Annotated in this window: 17 protein-coding genes and 3 tRNA genes; 12 read left to right on the forward strand and 8 right to left on the reverse strand. The window is 54.6% G+C overall.

Annotated elements, in window-relative coordinates:
- Positions 1–42 precede the first annotated feature (42 nt).
- Positions 43–831: a siderophore-iron reductase FhuF gene (gene fhuF, locus BJP35_RS07715; RefSeq protein WP_020885292.1), complete on the reverse strand. Its 789-nt coding sequence runs from the start codon at positions 829–831 to the stop codon at positions 43–45.
- 94 nt (positions 832–925) lie between these two features.
- Positions 926–1,990 carry a GGDEF domain-containing protein gene (locus BJP35_RS07720; protein ID WP_020885291.1) on the reverse strand — a complete coding sequence of 355 codons (1,065 nt, stop codon included), beginning with the start codon at positions 1,988–1,990 and terminating at the stop codon, positions 926–928.
- A gap of 215 nt (positions 1,991–2,205) precedes the next feature.
- Between BJP35_RS07720 and BJP35_RS07725 the strand changes: the two genes are divergently transcribed.
- Positions 2,206–2,475: a DUF1435 domain-containing protein gene (locus tag BJP35_RS07725; protein ID WP_062777987.1), complete on the forward strand. Its 270-nt coding sequence runs from the start codon at positions 2,206–2,208 to the stop codon at positions 2,473–2,475.
- 40 nt (positions 2,476–2,515) lie between these two features.
- On the opposite strand, the gene BJP35_RS07730 is transcribed toward BJP35_RS07725, so the two are convergent.
- The 4 genes from BJP35_RS07730 to rsmC all read right to left on the reverse strand — a co-directional run bounded on the left by BJP35_RS07730 (position 2,516) and on the right by rsmC (position 4,038).
- Positions 2,516–2,602 (reverse strand) — tRNA-Leu (locus tag BJP35_RS07730).
- Between the two features lie 32 nt (positions 2,603–2,634).
- Positions 2,635–2,721: transfer RNA gene (locus BJP35_RS07735), tRNA-Leu, on the reverse strand.
- A 28-nt stretch (positions 2,722–2,749) separates the two neighbouring features.
- Positions 2,750–2,836, reverse strand: a tRNA-Leu gene (locus tag BJP35_RS07740).
- A 173-nt stretch (positions 2,837–3,009) separates the two neighbouring features.
- Positions 3,010–4,038 carry a 16S rRNA (guanine(1207)-N(2))-methyltransferase RsmC gene (rsmC, locus tag BJP35_RS07745; RefSeq protein ID WP_086463018.1) on the reverse strand — a complete coding sequence of 343 codons (1,029 nt, stop codon included), beginning with the start codon at positions 4,036–4,038 and terminating at the stop codon, positions 3,010–3,012.
- Between the two features lie 102 nt (positions 4,039–4,140).
- Here rsmC and BJP35_RS07750 point away from each other — a divergent pair, with 102 nt between their 5' ends.
- From BJP35_RS07750 to BJP35_RS07785, 8 genes are all read left to right on the forward strand, one after another.
- The gene (locus BJP35_RS07750; protein ID WP_086463019.1) at positions 4,141–4,554 is read left to right on the forward strand and encodes a DNA polymerase III subunit psi; all 414 of its coding nucleotides are present in this window, start codon (positions 4,141–4,143) and stop codon (positions 4,552–4,554) included.
- Complete coding sequence (rimI, locus tag BJP35_RS07755) at positions 4,523–4,966, forward strand: ribosomal protein S18-alanine N-acetyltransferase (RefSeq protein ID WP_020885288.1); 444 nt, start codon at positions 4,523–4,525, stop codon at positions 4,964–4,966. The genes BJP35_RS07750 and rimI overlap by 32 nt, the downstream gene beginning before the upstream one ends.
- Positions 4,967–4,985: 19 nt before the next feature.
- Complete coding sequence (yjjG, locus tag BJP35_RS07760; RefSeq protein WP_014168519.1) at positions 4,986–5,663, forward strand: pyrimidine 5'-nucleotidase; 678 nt, start codon at positions 4,986–4,988, stop codon at positions 5,661–5,663.
- Positions 5,664–5,754: 91 nt separating this feature from the next.
- Positions 5,755–7,344 carry a peptide chain release factor 3 gene (gene prfC, locus BJP35_RS07765; RefSeq protein ID WP_014168520.1) on the forward strand — a complete coding sequence of 530 codons (1,590 nt, stop codon included), beginning with the start codon at positions 5,755–5,757 and terminating at the stop codon, positions 7,342–7,344.
- A 303-nt stretch (positions 7,345–7,647) separates the two neighbouring features.
- Positions 7,648–8,265: a molecular chaperone OsmY gene (gene osmY / locus BJP35_RS07770; protein ID WP_020885287.1), complete on the forward strand. Its 618-nt coding sequence runs from the start codon at positions 7,648–7,650 to the stop codon at positions 8,263–8,265.
- A 129-nt stretch (positions 8,266–8,394) separates the two neighbouring features.
- On the forward strand, positions 8,395–8,556 hold the full coding sequence (locus BJP35_RS07775) for a DUF1328 domain-containing protein (RefSeq protein WP_003856556.1): 162 nt from the start codon (positions 8,395–8,397) through the stop codon (positions 8,554–8,556).
- 119 nt (positions 8,557–8,675) lie between these two features.
- A complete protein-coding gene (locus BJP35_RS07780; protein WP_086463020.1) occupies positions 8,676–9,728 on the forward strand; it encodes a patatin family protein in 1,053 nt (350 codons plus the stop codon).
- A complete protein-coding gene (locus tag BJP35_RS07785) occupies positions 9,725–10,507 on the forward strand; it encodes a TatD family hydrolase (RefSeq protein WP_047743349.1) in 783 nt (260 codons plus the stop codon). The genes BJP35_RS07780 and BJP35_RS07785 overlap by 4 nt, the downstream gene beginning before the upstream one ends.
- Here BJP35_RS07785 and BJP35_RS07790 read toward each other — a convergent pair.
- Positions 10,502–11,362, reverse strand: coding sequence for a YjjW family glycine radical enzyme activase (locus tag BJP35_RS07790; protein ID WP_044866206.1), 861 nt, complete (start codon positions 11,360–11,362; stop codon positions 10,502–10,504). The two genes, BJP35_RS07785 and BJP35_RS07790, sit on opposite strands and share 6 nt — an antisense overlap.
- Complete coding sequence (locus tag BJP35_RS07795; RefSeq protein ID WP_047743352.1) at positions 11,337–12,884, reverse strand: YjjI family glycine radical enzyme; 1,548 nt, start codon at positions 12,882–12,884, stop codon at positions 11,337–11,339. The genes BJP35_RS07790 and BJP35_RS07795 overlap by 26 nt, the downstream gene beginning before the upstream one ends.
- A 261-nt stretch (positions 12,885–13,145) precedes the next feature.
- Here BJP35_RS07795 and deoC point away from each other — a divergent pair, with 261 nt between their 5' ends.
- From deoC to deoB, 3 genes are read left to right on the forward strand one after another with little or no spacing between them, the layout of a single operon-like run.
- The gene (deoC, locus tag BJP35_RS07800; protein WP_020885282.1) at positions 13,146–13,925 is read left to right on the forward strand and encodes a deoxyribose-phosphate aldolase; all 780 of its coding nucleotides are present in this window, start codon (positions 13,146–13,148) and stop codon (positions 13,923–13,925) included.
- Between the two features lie 56 nt (positions 13,926–13,981).
- A complete protein-coding gene (deoA, locus tag BJP35_RS07805) occupies positions 13,982–15,304 on the forward strand; it encodes a thymidine phosphorylase (protein ID WP_047743355.1) in 1,323 nt (440 codons plus the stop codon).
- Positions 15,305–15,357: 53 nt separating this feature from the next.
- The gene (gene deoB / locus BJP35_RS07810) at positions 15,358–16,581 is read left to right on the forward strand and encodes a phosphopentomutase (protein WP_020885280.1); all 1,224 of its coding nucleotides are present in this window, start codon (positions 15,358–15,360) and stop codon (positions 16,579–16,581) included.
- Positions 16,582–16,653: the final 72 nt, after the last annotated feature.

The raw sequence follows: 16,653 nt of genomic DNA on the forward strand, positions 1-16,653 counted from the left end.
GGATGCCGGGTCAGCGTTAATGCGGCCCGGCAACACCTGACCTTACTTGAGCGTACAATCTCCACACTGCTGAACGTCCGGCAGGCGATAACGCTGGCAGCAGGTGCGACGAACCAGAAGCCCGTCACGAAGGACCACGGTGCGGAATAACGGGTTATCGCGACCATCGGAAAGCTGTTTTGCAAAGAAACAGGACTGGCGCAGGGCCTCGACCTTCTCATCACCGAGCAGAGGTTTCATTTCCGTCAAATACCAGTGGATTAAATACCCGGTATTGCTCCAGATAAGCTTCCCGTTGATTTCCCCCGTCTCTTCCAGCGCATCCACTACCGGGATCAGGGCGCGAGTAATGAGTTGCTCCATACGTTCCTGAGCAGAGAGGTGCTCTGCGTTCTGGTCTTCGTGGAGATCAATCCAGAAACAGGCCGCACGGCCGGTCTCGTGGAACTCGACATGAAAATATTCCGGGGAGAGTTCCAGCATGCCCTTTTGTGTGAGCAGCGCCAGCATGAGTGGGGGCACCATCAGCCCGATATACCACTGCGCCCAGAGGGAGAGCAGGGGTTTATTTTCCCGCGTAAGGGTCGGTTGATTGCGATAGATATGGTCGGAATAGGTTGCCAGCAACGACTGCAGTGTCGACGGCTGTCGCCACTCTTCCAGCGTCATGGCGTGGTGCGGGTGCGCTTCATCCAGCCTGATAAAGTCCAGCAGGTGGGCGCGGGTTTTAGCGATCTTATCCCTGATGGCATCCGCAAGCGAAACATTCCCGGTGGGGAGGCGGGCTCTCCAGAGAAGTGGTTCAACGATTTGTGCGGTATGAGTGGCCATAGTAGAGATACAAATCTAAATGATAATGATTGCCAATCCTAACTATTGCTCATACCGATGGCAAGACTTTTGTCCTCGTTATATGACGCCGCGCTTACGCGGTCTGAAGCTCTTCGCTCAGCAGGATGTTATTGCGCCCCATATGCTTTGCTTCGTAGAGGGCTTTGTCCGCTTTCTCCAGTGCGCCTTCGGCGTCTTCATCCTCAAAAATGGCAATCCCAATGCTGATGGTGACGTTTGTCGCCACGCTTTCATTGAACATATGCGGGATTTTTAAATCGTAGACTTTCTGGCGGATCCGCTCTGCCGTCTGGCGGGCATGCTCGAGAGAAATATTGGTCAGCAGAACCATAAATTCTTCCCCGCCGAAGCGCGCCACAATATCGCGTGAACGCACGGCATCACGGATGGCAGCAGAGACCCGGATCAGCGCCTGGTCGCCCATCATATGGCCGTAGTGGTCGTTGTAGGCCTTAAAGTGGTCGATATCCATCAGCAGGACAAAGTGCTCGCCGTTCTCCACTGCCGGAAGATTCTCCAGCCGGCTTTGCAGTCCGCGACGGTTATAAAGGCCGGTAAGCGGGTCCATCATGCTCAGATCGGTGAGGGTCTCACGCTCCTCCAGCAAACGGGAAAGCAGTTCCTGCGCGAAGCGATCGTTACGTCTTTGCAAAATGTTATGAATCGCAATTGCTACCACAGGAAGTGCGAAAGAATAGGTCATTCTCAGCCATATATCATGATTACTTAACCACAGGCAGACAATAAAGGTGGGGAAGGAGTGCAGCGTAAATGCTTTGATATTACTGGCGAAGGCCAGCGTACCAATAAACAGTACCGTTAATAATGCCATGATCAAATAGGTCGCCTGATCGTGGGTAATTAACGAAAATTTCGAGGCCACCTGCCATGCCCATAAAATACCGAAGATCGCTGAAACGGCAGGAATATTTACCTTGCGGGTTCTCTTTTTCCAGTGCCAGACGAGTAGCCCGATGCTGATAACAAAAATAGAAATCAGAGGGACCGATAACAGGCGAATAGAATAGAGCGGGTTTGTTACCGAGAACACAGCTGAGGTCGCGTTCAAAAATAAAAATAAACGTAACGATAATTGATATTTACTGTGGACCAAAGACCGCCAGGATTGTGATGTCATAGTAGTGCGTTTTTATTAATATTTAATTAAAACAGGTAAATAGGTGTTGTTTCGCAATGAAAGATGCAAAAAACTCAAAGAGTAATTATCAGAAAAACTTTAGGTCTAGTTAACAGGTGAGCAATTTATCACCTTAGGCATTTCCTGTCATTACAGGAAAGGTAAAGGGGGAGAGTTTTTGATTAATCGTGCTGACAAATGATAATTGATATCATATGATATTGGTTATCATTATCAGTGTGAGAGGGCGAACCATGTTGAACAGGGCGCTGGGAAGTGGTTGGGGAGTGTTACTGCCGGGGGCGATTCTTGGCGGTCTGATGTTTGCCGATCTCTCCATTGATGTCTGGAAAGCGCTCATTGTGTCAGGACTGTTAGTGACGTCAGGGATGATCTGGCATAAACAGCTACGCCACTTTGTGTTACTGCCGTCATGCGTAGCACTGGTCAGTGGAATTCTGGTGATACTGATGAGTTTGAAATAAGCGGAAAGCGAGAAGAACGTCAGAAAGGATGTAAGATAATTGGTGCGAGGGGGGGGACTTGAACCCCCACGTCCGTAAGGACACTAACACCTGAAGCTAGCGCGTCTACCAATTCCGCCACCTTCGCACAGTCATCTTACTTTTTTGATATCGCCTCGTTGGTGCGAGGGGGGGGACTTGAACCCCCACGTCCGTAAGAACACTAACACCTGAAGCTAGCGCGTCTACCAATTCCGCCACCTTCGCCCAGTGCGAGCAATATCAACGTGATTTATGGTGCGAGGGGGGGGACTTGAACCCCCACGTCCGTAAGGACACTAACACCTGAAGCTAGCGCGTCTACCAATTCCGCCACCTTCGCATACCATCGACACTGTAAAAGTATCGTAACCACGGAGGCGCATTCTAGATGTTTTCAGCTTTACGTCAACAGAAAAATGCGCACGCTGTTTTGATTGCTGCAAAAATGGCCGATGGTAGCGCCAGGTTTTGCCGGATAGCGGTTACGCGTATCCGGCCTGCCAGATAAGGGGATTACTTCTTAGCCTGACGCGTCATCACGGTGCGGTAAACCTTAAAGCGACCCGTCTGGGCGATGACTTCATGGAAGCCAAAGGTTTCATCCAGCACTTTCGGGTACGGTAAGAAGGCGTTAGCCACGATACGCAGTTCACCCCCGCTGTTCAGATGACGTACTGCACCACGGATCAGCGTTTGCGCCGCTTCAAGGCTGGTTTCCATGCCATCGTGGAACGGCGGGTTGGAGATGATCATGTCGAAACGGCCATTCACGTCAGAGAAGACGTTGCTGGCAAACACGTCGCCTTCCAGGCCGTTTGCAGCAAGCGTTGCGCGGCTTGCTTCAACCGCCGGGGCGCTCACATCGCACAGGGTTAAGCGCACTTTTGGCGAATGGCTCGCCAGTACGGTCGCCAGTACACCCGCGCCACAGCCGACATCCAGCACTTTGCCTTTCGTATGCGGCGTCAGGGTGGAGAGCAGCAGCTGGCTGCCCACGTCCAGACCGTCGCGGCTGAAGACGCCTGGCAGAGTTTTAATGGTCAGACCGTCAAGCTGATACTCATCCCAGAATCTCTCAGCATCAAAGGTCGCCTGTTTTTCCAGACGGCCGTGATACAGGCCACAGCGACGGGCACTGTCGATTTTATTCAGCTGCGCATAGCCTTCCAGCATCTGTTCTGCGCTACGAACGCCGCTGCGGTTCTCACCGACCACGAAAATATCGCAGCCAACGGGCAGCAGAGAAAGCAGGTTCATCAGCTGGAACTGGGCTTCTGGCTTGTTCTTCGGCCAGTAGTAGATGAGCGTGTCGCAGTCGGCGATGTCGCTCTGTTCAGCGACCAGGCTAAAGCGCGCGCGGTCGTCCATCTGGCGGCTCAGTACCTGCCAGTGGTGGTAGTATTGGGTGTGGGCACGGCTTTCAGCACAGTCGAAACGTGCGGGCAGGTCATCCTGCATATCTCCGGCAAACAGAATACGGCTTTCTTCGAAATCATCACTGTGACGCAGCAAGACTTCACTTGCCGGGGTAAATGCAGACATGAATTGTTCCTCAATTAACTCAGGCGGGGATTATAGTAGGTAGATGGCGCAGTTTCGACACATTTGCTATATTTGCGCGCCTGAGAGACAGGAGTTTTCCCTATGACATCCCGACGAGACTGGCAGTTGCAGCAACTGGGCATCACCCAGTGGGCCTTGCGTCGCCCGACGGCGTTGCAGGGCGAAATCGCCATCTCCATCCCTGCGCACGTCCGGCTGGTGATGGTGGCGGAGGAACTGCCTGCCCTGAATGAACCCCTTATTGGTGATGTCCTTCGTAGCCTGAAGCTGACCACTGAACAGGTTTTACAGCTTACGCCAGACAGGGTCACCATGCTGCCATCCGACAGCCGCTGCAACAGCTGGCGTATGGGAGACATCGATGAGGTCTCCCTGGAAGGGAGCCAGATCTGCTCGCCAGCGCTGGACGAACTGAAAGCCAACCCAAAAGCGCGCAGCGCGCTATGGCAACAAATCTGCGACTATGAACACGATTTCTTCCCTCACGACGCCTGATCTGACCGCGGCGTACGCGATTGAAACGCGCGCCCATGCTTTTCCATGGAGCGAAAAAACCCTCGCCAGCAATCAGGGCGAGCGGTATCTGAATTACCGTCTGGACGTCGACGGCACGATGGCCGCTTTTGCCATCACGCAGGTCGTTCTGGACGAAGCGACGCTGTTTAATATCGCGGTTGATCCCGCGTATCAGCGCCGGGGGCTGGGAAGAGAACTGCTTGAACATCTCATTCGCGAGCTCGAAACCCGTGACGTTTTCACCCTGTGGCTGGAGGTGCGCGCGTCGAATGTCGCCGCCATCGCACTCTATGAAAGCTTAGGCTTTAACGAGGCGACTATCCGCCGTAACTACTACCCCACCGCAGAGGGACGTGAAGACGCCATCATAATGGCTCTGCCGCTTGGATAACTAAAATAAGGTTGTAACGATGAAATGGGACTGGATTTTCTTTGATGCCGACGAAACGCTGTTTACGTTTGACTCGTTTGGCGGCCTACAGCGGATGTTTCTCGATTATAGCGTTACCTTCACCGCTGAAGACTTTCAGGACTATCAGGCGGTAAACAAACCGCTGTGGGTGGATTACCAGAACGGTGCCATCACCGCGTTACAGCTGCAGCACCAGCGCTTTGATGTCTGGGCCGAGCGGTTAAACGTCAGCCCGGGTGCGCTTAACGATGCCTTTCTTAATGCCATGGCGGATATCTGCGCGCCGTTGCCGGGCGCGGTTTCCCTGCTGGACGCCCTGAAGGGCAAGGCGAAGCTGGGCATTATTACCAACGGGTTTACCGCCCTGCAGCAGATCCGCCTTGAGCGTACGGGCCTGCGCGATCATTTTGACGCGCTGGTGATCTCTGAAGAGGTGGGCGTACCTAAGCCGGATCCGCGTATTTTTGATTATGCGCTGGAACAAGCGGGCAATCCCGATCGTGAACGAGTGCTGATGGTCGGGGACACCGCGGAGTCGGATATTCGTGGCGGGATGAACGCCGGCCTGTCGACCGTCTGGCTGAATGCACACGGTCGCACGTTGCCGGAAGGTATCCAGCCGACCTGGACCGTCACGTCATTGAACGAACTGGAGCAGCTCCTGTGTAAACAATGATTGCCTGCCCCCCATTGATGGGTAAAATAGCCGCATTTTTCGTATCCCATGATGCGCGGCCTGACGCCGCGCTTATATAGAAGATTTCATTATGACGTTGTCTCCTTATCTGCAAGAGGTGGCCAGGCGCCGTACTTTTGCCATTATCTCTCACCCGGATGCCGGTAAAACGACCATCACCGAGAAGGTGTTGCTGTTCGGACAGGCGATTCAGACTGCGGGTACCGTAAAAGGCCGTGGTTCCAACCAGCATGCAAAATCTGACTGGATGGAGATGGAAAAGCAGCGTGGTATTTCCATTACCACCTCCGTGATGCAGTTCCCGTATCATGATTGCCTGGTCAACCTGCTGGATACCCCGGGGCACGAAGACTTCTCGGAAGATACCTATCGTACGCTGACGGCGGTGGACTGCTGTCTGATGGTCATCGACGCCGCGAAAGGGGTAGAAGATCGTACCCGTAAGCTGATGGAAGTTACCCGTCTGCGTGATACGCCGATCCTCACCTTTATGAACAAACTCGACCGTGACATCCGCGACCCGATGGAGCTGATGGATGAAGTGGAAAACGAGCTGAAAATTGCCTGTGCGCCTATCACCTGGCCCATTGGCTGCGGCAAGCTGTTCAAGGGTGTCTATCACCTTTATAAAGACGAAACCTATCTTTACCAGACCGGCAAAGGCCATACCATTCAGGAAGTCCGTATCGTAAAAGGTCTGGATAACCCGGAGCTGGATGCGGCTGTGGGTGAAGAGCTGGCCGCGCAGCTGCGTGACGAGCTGGAGCTGGTTCAAGGTGCATCTCACGAATTCGACAGAGAGCTGTTCCTGAGCGGTGAAATCACCCCGGTCTTCTTTGGTACCGCGCTGGGTAACTTCGGCGTTGACCATATGCTTGATGGCCTGGTGGAGTGGGCGCCACAACCGATGTCACGTAAAACTGACACCCGTGAAGTGGAAGCGAAAGAAGAGAAGTTCACCGGTTTCGTCTTTAAAATTCAGGCCAACATGGACCCGAAACACCGTGACCGCGTCGCCTTTATGCGCGTGGTGTCCGGTAAGTATGAAAAGGGCATGAAGCTGCGTCAGGTACGTATCGGTAAAGATGTGGTGATCTCCGACGCGCTGACCTTTATGGCGGGCGACCGTTCGCACGTTGAAGAAGCCTATCCGGGCGACATCATCGGTCTGCACAACCACGGTACGATTCAGATCGGCGATACCTTCACCCAGGGTGAAATGATGAAGTTCACCGGTATTCCGAACTTCGCACCGGAACTGTTCCGTCGTATTCGCCTGCGCGATCCGCTGAAGCAGAAACAGCTGCTGAAAGGGCTGGTTCAGCTTTCCGAAGAGGGCGCAGTCCAGGTGTTCCGCCCTATCGCTAACAACGATCTGATCGTAGGCGCTGTCGGTGTGCTGCAGTTCGACGTGGTCGTTGCGCGTCTGAAGAGCGAGTACAACGTGGAAGCGATCTATGAATCGGTTAACGTGGCGACCGCGCGCTGGGTAGAGTGTTCTGACGTGAAGAAATTCGAAGAATTTAAACGTAAGAACGAAGTGCAGCTGGCGCTGGATGGCGGTGATAACCTGACGTATATCGCTCCAACCATGGTCAACCTGAACCTGACTCAGGAACGTTATCCTGATGTCCAGTTCCGCAAAACGCGCGAACACTGATCCCCTCTCAGAGCACGGCAATCGCCGTGCTCTTCTTTATTTCCTGTCTTATTAATCTCTTGCGGAATGTTCTTAATTCAACATTATTTCGCGTCTTTTGCTCGTTTTTTACCCAAATCTGAAAGCGGCACTGTGAGAGTGATCTATATTTAACTCAGTGTTTAACACCGGGCGTGGATGAATTAACTGTTCAATGCATGACTTTGGGTTCTCCATTTTGCCCGTGTGTTCATTCGCAATATATAAAACTAGCAATTAGGGAAGTATGTCGCCCGAATGACGGGTATACACAGGAATACATCGATGAATATGACAAGACTGAAGATTTCTAAAACTCTGCTGGCTGTGACACTGGGTAGCATCCTGGTAAGTGGTTCTGCTCTGGCTGAAACCAGCACTATGGATAAAGCGCAGTCCACCGCCGATACCGCAGGGCAAAAAATCGATAGCTCTATGAATAAAGTCGGTAATTTCATGGATGACAGCTCAATCACAGCAAAAGTGAAAGCCGCACTGGTGGATGATGAAGCTATCAAGAGCACCGATATTTCCGTTAAAACTGACAAGAAAGTTGTCACCCTGAGTGGTTTTGTAGAAAGCCAGGCCCAGGCCGAACAGGCGGTAAAAGTGGCGAAGGGTGTTGAAGGTGTAGCGTCCGTGAGCGACAAATTGCACGTTCGGGACAGCAAAAACGCGTCGGTGAAAGGGTATGCCGGAGATGCAGCCACCACCAGCGAAATCAAAGCTAAACTTTTAGCAGATGACATCGTGCCATCTCGTAAAGTGAAAGTGGAAACCACCGATGGCGTGGTTCAGCTTTCCGGTACGGTCGATTCTCAGGCGCAAAGTGAGCGCGCCGAGTCCATCGCGAAAGCGATAGATGGTGTTAAAAGCGTTAAAAACGATCTGAAAACGAAGTAAATCTGCACCATTCGCCCGTCTGGCTAACGTCAGCGGGCGAAATAAAAATGACTCTGGAAAATCGCCGGTGAGTGACCTGAGCGCGCTCACATTTAGCGGCCGACATTAACTATGGTAAAGGAGAAGCTTATGTTTCGTTGGGGCATTATATTTCTGGTTATCGCGTTAATTGCCGCCGCATTGGGCTTTGGTGGTCTGGCAGGTACAGCGGCATGGGCAGCAAAAATTGTCTTCGTCGTAGGTATCATTCTGTTCCTGGTCAGCCTGTTTACGGGTCGTCGACGTCCGTAGCAAACGCAATATTCCTTCAACAAAAAAAGCCAGTCCTCGTGACTGGCTTTTTCTTGTTTCAGTCGCTGGTCGGGTGCGCTACTGTGTCATAACAGAAAAATGAAAACAGGAAAGCAGAGGTGGGGCAACGAATTCCCGTTACGCTCGGCAATATTGCGCCGCTGGCGTTAAAGCCGTTTCGCGCAGGCCCGCTTGCGCTGGTGTGTGAAGGTGGCGGACAGCGCGGCATTTTTACGGCCGGTGTGCTGGACGAGTTTATGCGCGCGCAATTCAACCCGTTTGACCTGTACTTCGGGACCTCTGCCGGGGCGCAAAACCTCTCTGCTTATGTCTGTAACCAGCCCGGCTACGCGCGAAAAGTGATCATGCGCTACACCACGGCGAAAGAATTTTTCAACCCGGTGCGCTTTGTGCGTGGCGGGAACCTGATTGACCTTGACTGGCTGCTGGATTCGACCTCAAGCCAGATGCCGCTGGCAATGGATACGGCGGCGCGCCTGTTCGACAGCGGAAAAGAGTTCTGGATGTGCGCCAGCCGTGGTGATGACTACACGCCGGGGTATTTCTCTCCTCAAAAAGAGAACTGGCTGGATATCATTCGCGCCTCCAGCGCCATTCCCGGTTTCTATCGTTCCGGCGCGCTGCTGGACGGCATCAGCTATCTGGACGGCGGCATCAGTGACGCGGTGCCGGTACAGGAAGCTGCGCGACGCGGGGCAAACACCATTGTGGTGATCCGCACCGTCCCGTCGCAAATGTACTATACCCCGCAATGGTTTAAACGCATGGAGCGCTGGTTAGGCGACAGCAGCCTGCAACACCTGGTCAACATCGCGAAGCAGCATGAAACGACCTACGGCGCTATGCAGCGCTTTATTGAAAAACCGCCGGGTAAGCTGCGTATATTTGAAATTTACCCGCCTAAACCGCTGGTCAGCATGGCGCTGGGCAGCCGCGTTCCTGCGCTGCGTACCGATTATAAAACGGGGCGTCTGTGCGGGCGTTACTTCCTGGCGACAATAGGCAAACTGCTGGCTAAACAACCGCCTATACATCGTCATAAAGCCATTATTACCCCACCGGCAGTGGTGGCGAATGATGCGCTGGCGATGCCGCTGGTGGATGCTCCGCAGGCGAATGACGCATTGTTAGATAATGAGGATCTGGCGTGACGTACCGGTTTATCGATACCCACTGTCATTTTGATTTTCCACCGTTTACGGGGGATGAAGAGCAAAGCATCACGCGAGCTGCACATGCCGGCGTAGAGGCGATAATTGTGCCGGCGGTTGAAGCGGCATACTTTGAGCGGGTACTGGATCTCTCAAGGCGGCACCAGGCGCTGTACGCCGCGCTCGGCCTGCATCCCATTGTGATTGAACACCATCTTGATGAGCATATCGACGCGCTGGACGCCATTGTGCAGACGGCTGGCGACAAACTTGTCGCCATCGGTGAGATCGGCCTCGATCTCTATCGCGACGATCCGCAGTTTGCGCGCCAGCAGACGATCCTTGATGCGCAGCTGCGGCTGGCGAAGCGCCACGATCTGCCGGTGATCCTTCACTCCCGCCGAACCCATGACAAACTGGCAATGCATCTGAAGCGTATCGATCTTCCGCGAAGGGGCGTTGTGCACGGTTTTTCAGGGAGCCTGCAGCAGGCGCAGCGCTTTATTGCGCTGGGCTATAAAATTGGCGTCGGGGGTACCATCACCTATCCACGCGCCAGTAAAACCCGCGATGTGATGGCGCAACTGCCGCTCGAAGCATTATTACTGGAAACCGACGCACCGGATATGCCGCTCAACGGTTTTCAGGGGCAGCCAAATCGCCCGGAGCAGGCCGCTCGGGTCTTTGACACGCTGTGTGAGCTGCGCGAGGAGCCGAAAGAGGTGATTGCGCATGCCCTGCTGGAGAATACCCGCGCGGTATTTGGTATTACGTTATAGATAAAGCGCCGGTCGGATCACCACGATCTGCTGTTGTTCCAGTGCCCGCGCCAGCGGCTCAATATCTTCTGGCGTGGCGCTGCGCCAGGACGCCGCTTCACCGTAAACGCCGTGAGCATGAAAGGCGTTAATGCGTACCGGGACATTGCCCAACGCGTGGATAAACGCCGTCAGCGCTTTGAGATGCTCCAGATAATCACACTGCTCCGGGATCACCAGTAATCGCAGTTCCGCCAGCCGCTGGTGGTGTGCCAGCCAGCGGATACTGTGCTTAATCTGCGGATTTTCGCGTCCGGTCAGGAAGCGATGGTGTTCGTTCCCCCAGGCCTTCAAATCCACCATTGCCCCGTCGAATACCGGCAGCAGTTTTTGCCAGCCGGTTTCCCCTAACAGACCGTTACTGTCCACCAGGCACGTCAGGTGTTGCAGGGCGGGATCGGCTTTGATCGCCGTGAAGAGCGCTACCAGGAACGGTAGCTGCGTTGTCGCTTCACCGCCGCTCACGGTAATACCTTCAATAAAGGGCGCGGATTTAGAGAGCTGAATGAGGATCTCGTCGACGCTAAAACGGTGTGCCATTGGTGTTGCCTGCTGCTGGCACAACTGCAGGCAGGTATCACACTGCTGACACTGACTCTCCTGCCACCAGACCCGCCCGGCCTGTATGTTCAGCGCATCGTGCGGGCAGTGGGGTACGCAGTCGCCACAGTCATTGCAGCGTCCGATGGTCCACGGATTGTGGCAGGTTTTGCAGCGCAGGTTGCAGCCCTGGAGAAACAGAGCCAGGCGGCTGCCCGGCCCGTCCACGCAGGAGAAGGGGATCACCTGACTAACTAAAGCGCATCTGCTGTTCATGGCTTATCACGCGTGGCTGGCGCTCCAGGATGCGTGTATGTCGGGCGGCTTCTTCTCCAAGCCAGGTGGTGTTAGTGCGTGACCCTGCTTCACGGTATTTCTCCAGGTCGGACAACCGCACCATATATCCGGTCACGCGTACCAGATCGTTACCGGCCACGTTGGCGGTGAACTCCCGCATTCCGGCATTGAACGCACCCAGACACAGTTGCACCACAGCCTGCGGGTTGCGTTTGACCGTCTCGTCCAGCGTCAGGATGTCGCTAATCCCGGCGTGATAGTGCTTGTGGTGAGGCGCCACGCTCAGCAGGTGGCTAATCGGGTCCGGCTCCTCCCCGTAAGGCAACCGCGCGCCCGGCGTCGTACCGATATCAGAGCTTATTCCGGACTGGGCATGCAGCATCGCACGCTGTTTCCAGCCGTATTTCACCGGTGTGCTTTCAACAAACGCCGCGAGCTGCTCGCTGATGCGATATCCAAGCGCGTTGGCCTGTTCGTCTTTACCGTAACGGCCCGGTGACCCCGCTTTCTCGCACAGCACGTTCACCGCTTCGGCCAGGCCGTACATGCCGAACATCGGCACAAAGCGGTCGGGATCAATCAGCCCCTCTTTGACGAGGAAGCTATTCTCAAAGAAGCCGGATTTTTGATACAGGAACTCGCAGCGGGCATTGATGACGGCCAGTTGCTGCTGGCAGTAGTGGGGCAACGTACGGGTAAAAAAGTCTTCGGGCGAGTCGCTGTGTTCGGCAATGGCCTTCAGGTTAAGGCGCACCAGCGTGCTGCCACCGCCTGCCAGCGGCAGGGAGTTGTAACAACTCACGATACCATAACGGCCTTTTGTGAAAATTTTATCATTCACTGGGCCGTTAGAAATATGGGGTTTGCTGCATTCACAGAGATTTTCGGCCACCCTGAGCAGCAGCGAATCTGGCGTGATATCGGGATCATAAATAAAGGTCAGATTCGGTGCGACCTGCTTCAGCTCTGCATCAGCGCGTAAAATCGCGCGGGTAACGGGCGTGTCCGCCGGACCAATATTGGCATGCATAAACGCATCCGGAAGCGTTCTGTCGAGATAGCGCCAGAAACGTTTTATTCGGCTATCGATTTCTTCTTGTGTTAGAATATTAACATACGGTTGCAGTAATGCATCAAGATGACCGAGGAAGACCGGCATCGATGTGACAGAAGGAACATGGTGGTACAGGATGGTCAGCAGTGAGAGCGCGTCATCCAGATCCTTTGCCCCTTCCAGTTCCAGCCATGCCGAGCCGTTGGCGAGGAATCTGGCGTAATCAGGCAGAACATAGCGCGGTTTATAAGGCGCATGGCCTTCGAACATGTCGCAGATAAATCCCTCTTCCAGCGCGGTGCGAGCGGCCTGAGGCAGCGCGGGGTAGGGAAGATTGTTCTCCGCCTCCAGCGCCAGAAAATGACGTTTTTGCTCGGGGGTCAATACCGGGCTTGTCACAATTTGCTGGCAACGTTGTTGCAGTGCGTGAGGGCTGGCGTGGGACATATTCGCTTCCTTTATGGTTCTGCGGATGATGACCGAATTGTAGGAAGTCATCCCGGGGGGACTTTTGATCCCACACCGGGTATCGCTGCTTTAATCAGCAGCGACAGCAGTAAAATTTGAAGTTCATCTCATTACAGTAATGCAAATTTGTACGCAGTTTTCATTAACTGTGATGAATGTCGAAGTGTAAGTGCGGCTGGATGTTAGAATAGTCACAGACCGCAAGGTGAAATTTATACGGCGATGCCGTTGGAGAATGTTATGACCGATTTAACTGCAAGCAGCCTGCGCGCGTTGAAACTGATGGACCTGACCACCCTGAATGATGACGACACCAATGAGAAAGTCATCGCCCTGTGCCATCAGGCGAAAACGCCCGTCGGGAACACTGCAGCCGTCTGTATCTACCCGCGCTTTATCCCCATTGCCCGTAAGACGCTGAAAGAGCAGGGCACGCCGGATGTACGCATTGCAACCGTGACTAACTTCCCGCACGGCAATGACGACATCGAGATTGCGCTGGCTGAAACCCGCGCGGCCATCGCGTACGGCGCTGACGAAGTGGACGTGGTATTCCCGTACCGTGCGCTGATCGCCGGTAACGAGCAGGTTGGTTTTGACCTGGTGAAAGCGTGTAAAGACGCTTGTGCTGCGGCAAACGTGCTGCTGAAAGTGATCATCGAAACCGGTGAGCTGAAAGAAGAAGCGCTGATCCGTAAAGCGTCTGAAATCTCCATCAACGCGGGTGCGGATTTCATCAAAACCTCTACCGGTAAAGTGCCGGTGAACGCAACGCCGGAAAGCGCGCGCATCATGATGGAAGTGATCCGTGATATGGGCGTGGAAAAAACCGTAGGCTTCAAACCTGCGGGCGGCGTGCGCACGGCTGAAGATGCGCAGCAGTTCCTGGCGATTGCCGACGAACTGTTTGGCCCGGCGTGGGCGGATTCCCGTCACTATCGCTTTGGTGCATCCAGCCTGCTGGCGAGCCTGCTGAAAGCGCTGGGTCACGGCGACGGTAAGAGCGCAAGCAGCTACTGATTTTTATCCTGCGGCGGGCCATCCGCCGCATTTAACCTGTTTTCTCGGGGGTTACCGTGTTTCTCGCACAAGAAATTATTCGTAAAAAACGTGATGGTCATGCATTAAGCGACGAAGAGATCCGCTTCTTTATCAATGGCATTCGTGATAACACCATCTCTGAAGGGCAGATTGCTGCTCTGGCGATGACCATTTTCTTCCACGATATGTCGATGCCTGAGCGTGTATCGCTGACCATGGCGATGCGAGATTCAGGAACCGTTCTGGACTGGAAAAGCCTTAACCTCAACGGCCCGATTGTGGATAAACACTCAACCGGCGGTGTAGGTGACGTGACGTCGCTGATGCTGGGCCCAATGGTGGCGGCCTGTGGTGGTTATATCCCCATGATCTCCGGGCGTGGCCTGGGACATACCGGCGGTACGCTGGACAAACTGGAAGCCATCCCGGGCTTCGATATCTTCCCGGATGACCATCGCTTCCGCGACATTATTAAAGACGTTGGTGTGGCGATTATCGGCCAGACCAGCTCTCTTGCTCCTGCAGACAAGCGCTTCTACGCGACCCGCGATATCACCGCGACCGTTGACTCTATTCCCCTGATTACCGCCTCTATCCTCGCCAAGAAACTGGCGGAAGGCCTGGATGCGCTGGTCATGGATGTGAAAGTGGGCAGCGGCGCCTTTATGCCGACCTGTGAACTTTCCGCGGCGCTGGCAGAAGCCATTGTGGGCGTCTCCAACGGAGCGGGCGTGCGTACTACCGCCCTGCTGACGGACATGAACCAGGTGCTGGCGTCCAGCGCAGGCAACGCCGTGGAAGTGCGTGAAGCCGTGCAGTTCCTCACCGGTGAATACCGGAACCCGCGTCTGCTTGATGTCACCATGGCCCTGTGCGTGGAGATGCTGATCTCCGGCAAGCTCGCCAGCGATGATGCCGACGCACGCGCCAAACTTCAGGCGGTGCTGGATAACGGCAAAGCGGCAGAGATCTTCGGCCGCATGGTAGCGGCGCAGAAAGGCCCGACCGACTTCGTGGAACACTACGCGAAATACCTGCCAACGGCGACGCTCAGCAAAGCGGTCTACGCCGATACCGAAGGCTTTGTCTCGGCGATGGATACGCGCGCGCTCGGCATGGCGGTCGTGTCGATGGGCGGCGGTCGTCGTCAGGCCTCGGACACCATTGATTACAGCGTCGGCTTTACCGATATGGCGCGTCTGGGTGACAGCGTCGATGGTCAACGTCCGCTGGCCGTGATCCACGCGAAAGATGAAGCCAGCTGGCAGGAAGCGGCGAAGGCGGTGAAAGCGGCCATTACGCTTGATGATAAAGCACCGCAAAGCACACCGACTGTCTATCGCCGTATCACCGAATAGCGGTATACTGATCTGATCGATAATTTTTGAAGCACTACGTACGGAGAACAATTATGAAACGTGCATTTATTATGGTGCTGGACTCATTCGGCATCGGCGCAACCGAAGATGCAGAACGTTTTGGTGACGTGGGTTCCGATACCATGGGTCACATCGCTGAAGCCTGTGCGAAAGGCGAAGCGGACAACGGTCGTAAAGGCCCTCTGACTCTGCCAAACCTGACCCGTCTGGGTCTGGTAAAAGCCCATGAAGGTTCTACCGGTAAAATTGCAGCCGGTATGGACGGCAATGCGGAAGTGGTAGGCGCGTACGCCTGGGCGCACGAGCTCTCTTCCGGTAAAGATACCCCGTCTGGCCACTGGGAAATCGCCGGCGTGCCGGTTCTCTTCGACTGGGGTTACTTCTCCGATCACGAGAACAGCTTCCCGCAGGAGCTGCTGGACAAGCTGGTTAAGCGTGCCAATCTGCCGGGCTACCTCGGTAACTGTCACTCTTCCGGTACCGTGATTCTGGACGAACTCGGTGAAGAGCACATGAAAACCGGCAAGCCGATTTTCTACACCTCTGCCGACTCCGTGTTCCAGATTGCCTGCCACGAAGAGACCTTTGGCCTGGATAAGCTTTACGAGCTGTGCGAAATCGCACGTGAAGAGCTGACCGAAGGCGGCTATAACATCGGTCGCGTGATTGCACGTCCGTTTATCGGTGATAAAGCGGGTAACTTCCAGCGCACCGGTAACCGTCATGACCTGGCCGTTGAGCCACCGGCACCGACCGTACTGCAGAAGCTGGTTGACGAGAAAGACGGCCACGTGGTGTCCGTGGGGAAAATTGCAGACATCTATGCCAACTGCGGTATCACCAAAAAAGTGAAAGCCACCGGTCTGGATGCGCTGTTTGACGCCACCATCAAAGAGATGAAAGAAGCGGGTGACAAGACTATCGTCTTCACCAACTTCGTGGACTTCGACTCCTCCTGGGGCCACCGTCGTGACGTGGCCGGTTATGCCGCGGGCCTGGAACTGTTTGACCGCCGTCTGCCGGAGCTGATGGAGCTGGTGGGTGAAGATGACATTCTGATCCTGACCGCCGACCACGGCTGCGACCCAACCTGGACCGGTACCGACCACACACGCGAGCACATTCCTGTGCTGGTGTACGGCCCGAAAGTGAAACCTGGCTCACTGGGCCACCGTGAAACCTTCGCCGATATCGGTCAGACTATTGCGAAATACTTTGGTACGTCCGACATGGAATATGGCAAGGCCATGTTCTAAACACATCCGGGCGTATCCCCTCTCCCTCCGGGAGAGGGAGAACACCATGCAGGCCGGGCAGGCGCCGCCGCC

The organism is Enterobacter sp. J49 (assembly GCF_002148625.1).
In the GTDB taxonomy this organism is placed as follows: domain Bacteria; phylum Pseudomonadota; class Gammaproteobacteria; order Enterobacterales; family Enterobacteriaceae; genus Enterobacter; species Enterobacter ludwigii.

Coding starts and splice junctions, on each gene's coding strand:
- fhuF (WP_020885292.1), bottom strand. CDS start 831: ATGGCCACTCATACCGCACAAATCGTTGAACCACTTCTCTGGAGAGCC.
- BJP35_RS07720 (WP_020885291.1), bottom strand. CDS start 1,990: ATGACATCACAATCCTGGCGGTCTTTGGTCCACAGTAAATATCAATTA.
- BJP35_RS07725 (WP_062777987.1), top strand. CDS start 2,206: ATGATATTGGTTATCATTATCAGTGTGAGAGGGCGAACCATGTTGAAC.
- rsmC (WP_086463018.1), bottom strand. CDS start 4,038: ATGTCTGCATTTACCCCGGCAAGTGAAGTCTTGCTGCGTCACAGTGAT.
- BJP35_RS07750 (WP_086463019.1), top strand. CDS start 4,141: ATGACATCCCGACGAGACTGGCAGTTGCAGCAACTGGGCATCACCCAG.
- rimI (WP_020885288.1), top strand. CDS start 4,523: ATGAACACGATTTCTTCCCTCACGACGCCTGATCTGACCGCGGCGTAC.
- yjjG (WP_014168519.1), top strand. CDS start 4,986: ATGAAATGGGACTGGATTTTCTTTGATGCCGACGAAACGCTGTTTACG.
- prfC (WP_014168520.1), top strand. CDS start 5,755: ATGACGTTGTCTCCTTATCTGCAAGAGGTGGCCAGGCGCCGTACTTTT.
- osmY (WP_020885287.1), top strand. CDS start 7,648: ATGAATATGACAAGACTGAAGATTTCTAAAACTCTGCTGGCTGTGACA.
- BJP35_RS07775 (WP_003856556.1), top strand. CDS start 8,395: ATGTTTCGTTGGGGCATTATATTTCTGGTTATCGCGTTAATTGCCGCC.
- BJP35_RS07790 (WP_044866206.1), bottom strand. CDS start 11,362: ATGAACAGCAGATGCGCTTTAGTTAGTCAGGTGATCCCCTTCTCCTGC.
- BJP35_RS07795 (WP_047743352.1), bottom strand. CDS start 12,884: ATGTCCCACGCCAGCCCTCACGCACTGCAACAACGTTGCCAGCAAATT.
- deoC (WP_020885282.1), top strand. CDS start 13,146: ATGACCGATTTAACTGCAAGCAGCCTGCGCGCGTTGAAACTGATGGAC.
- deoB (WP_020885280.1), top strand. CDS start 15,358: ATGAAACGTGCATTTATTATGGTGCTGGACTCATTCGGCATCGGCGCA.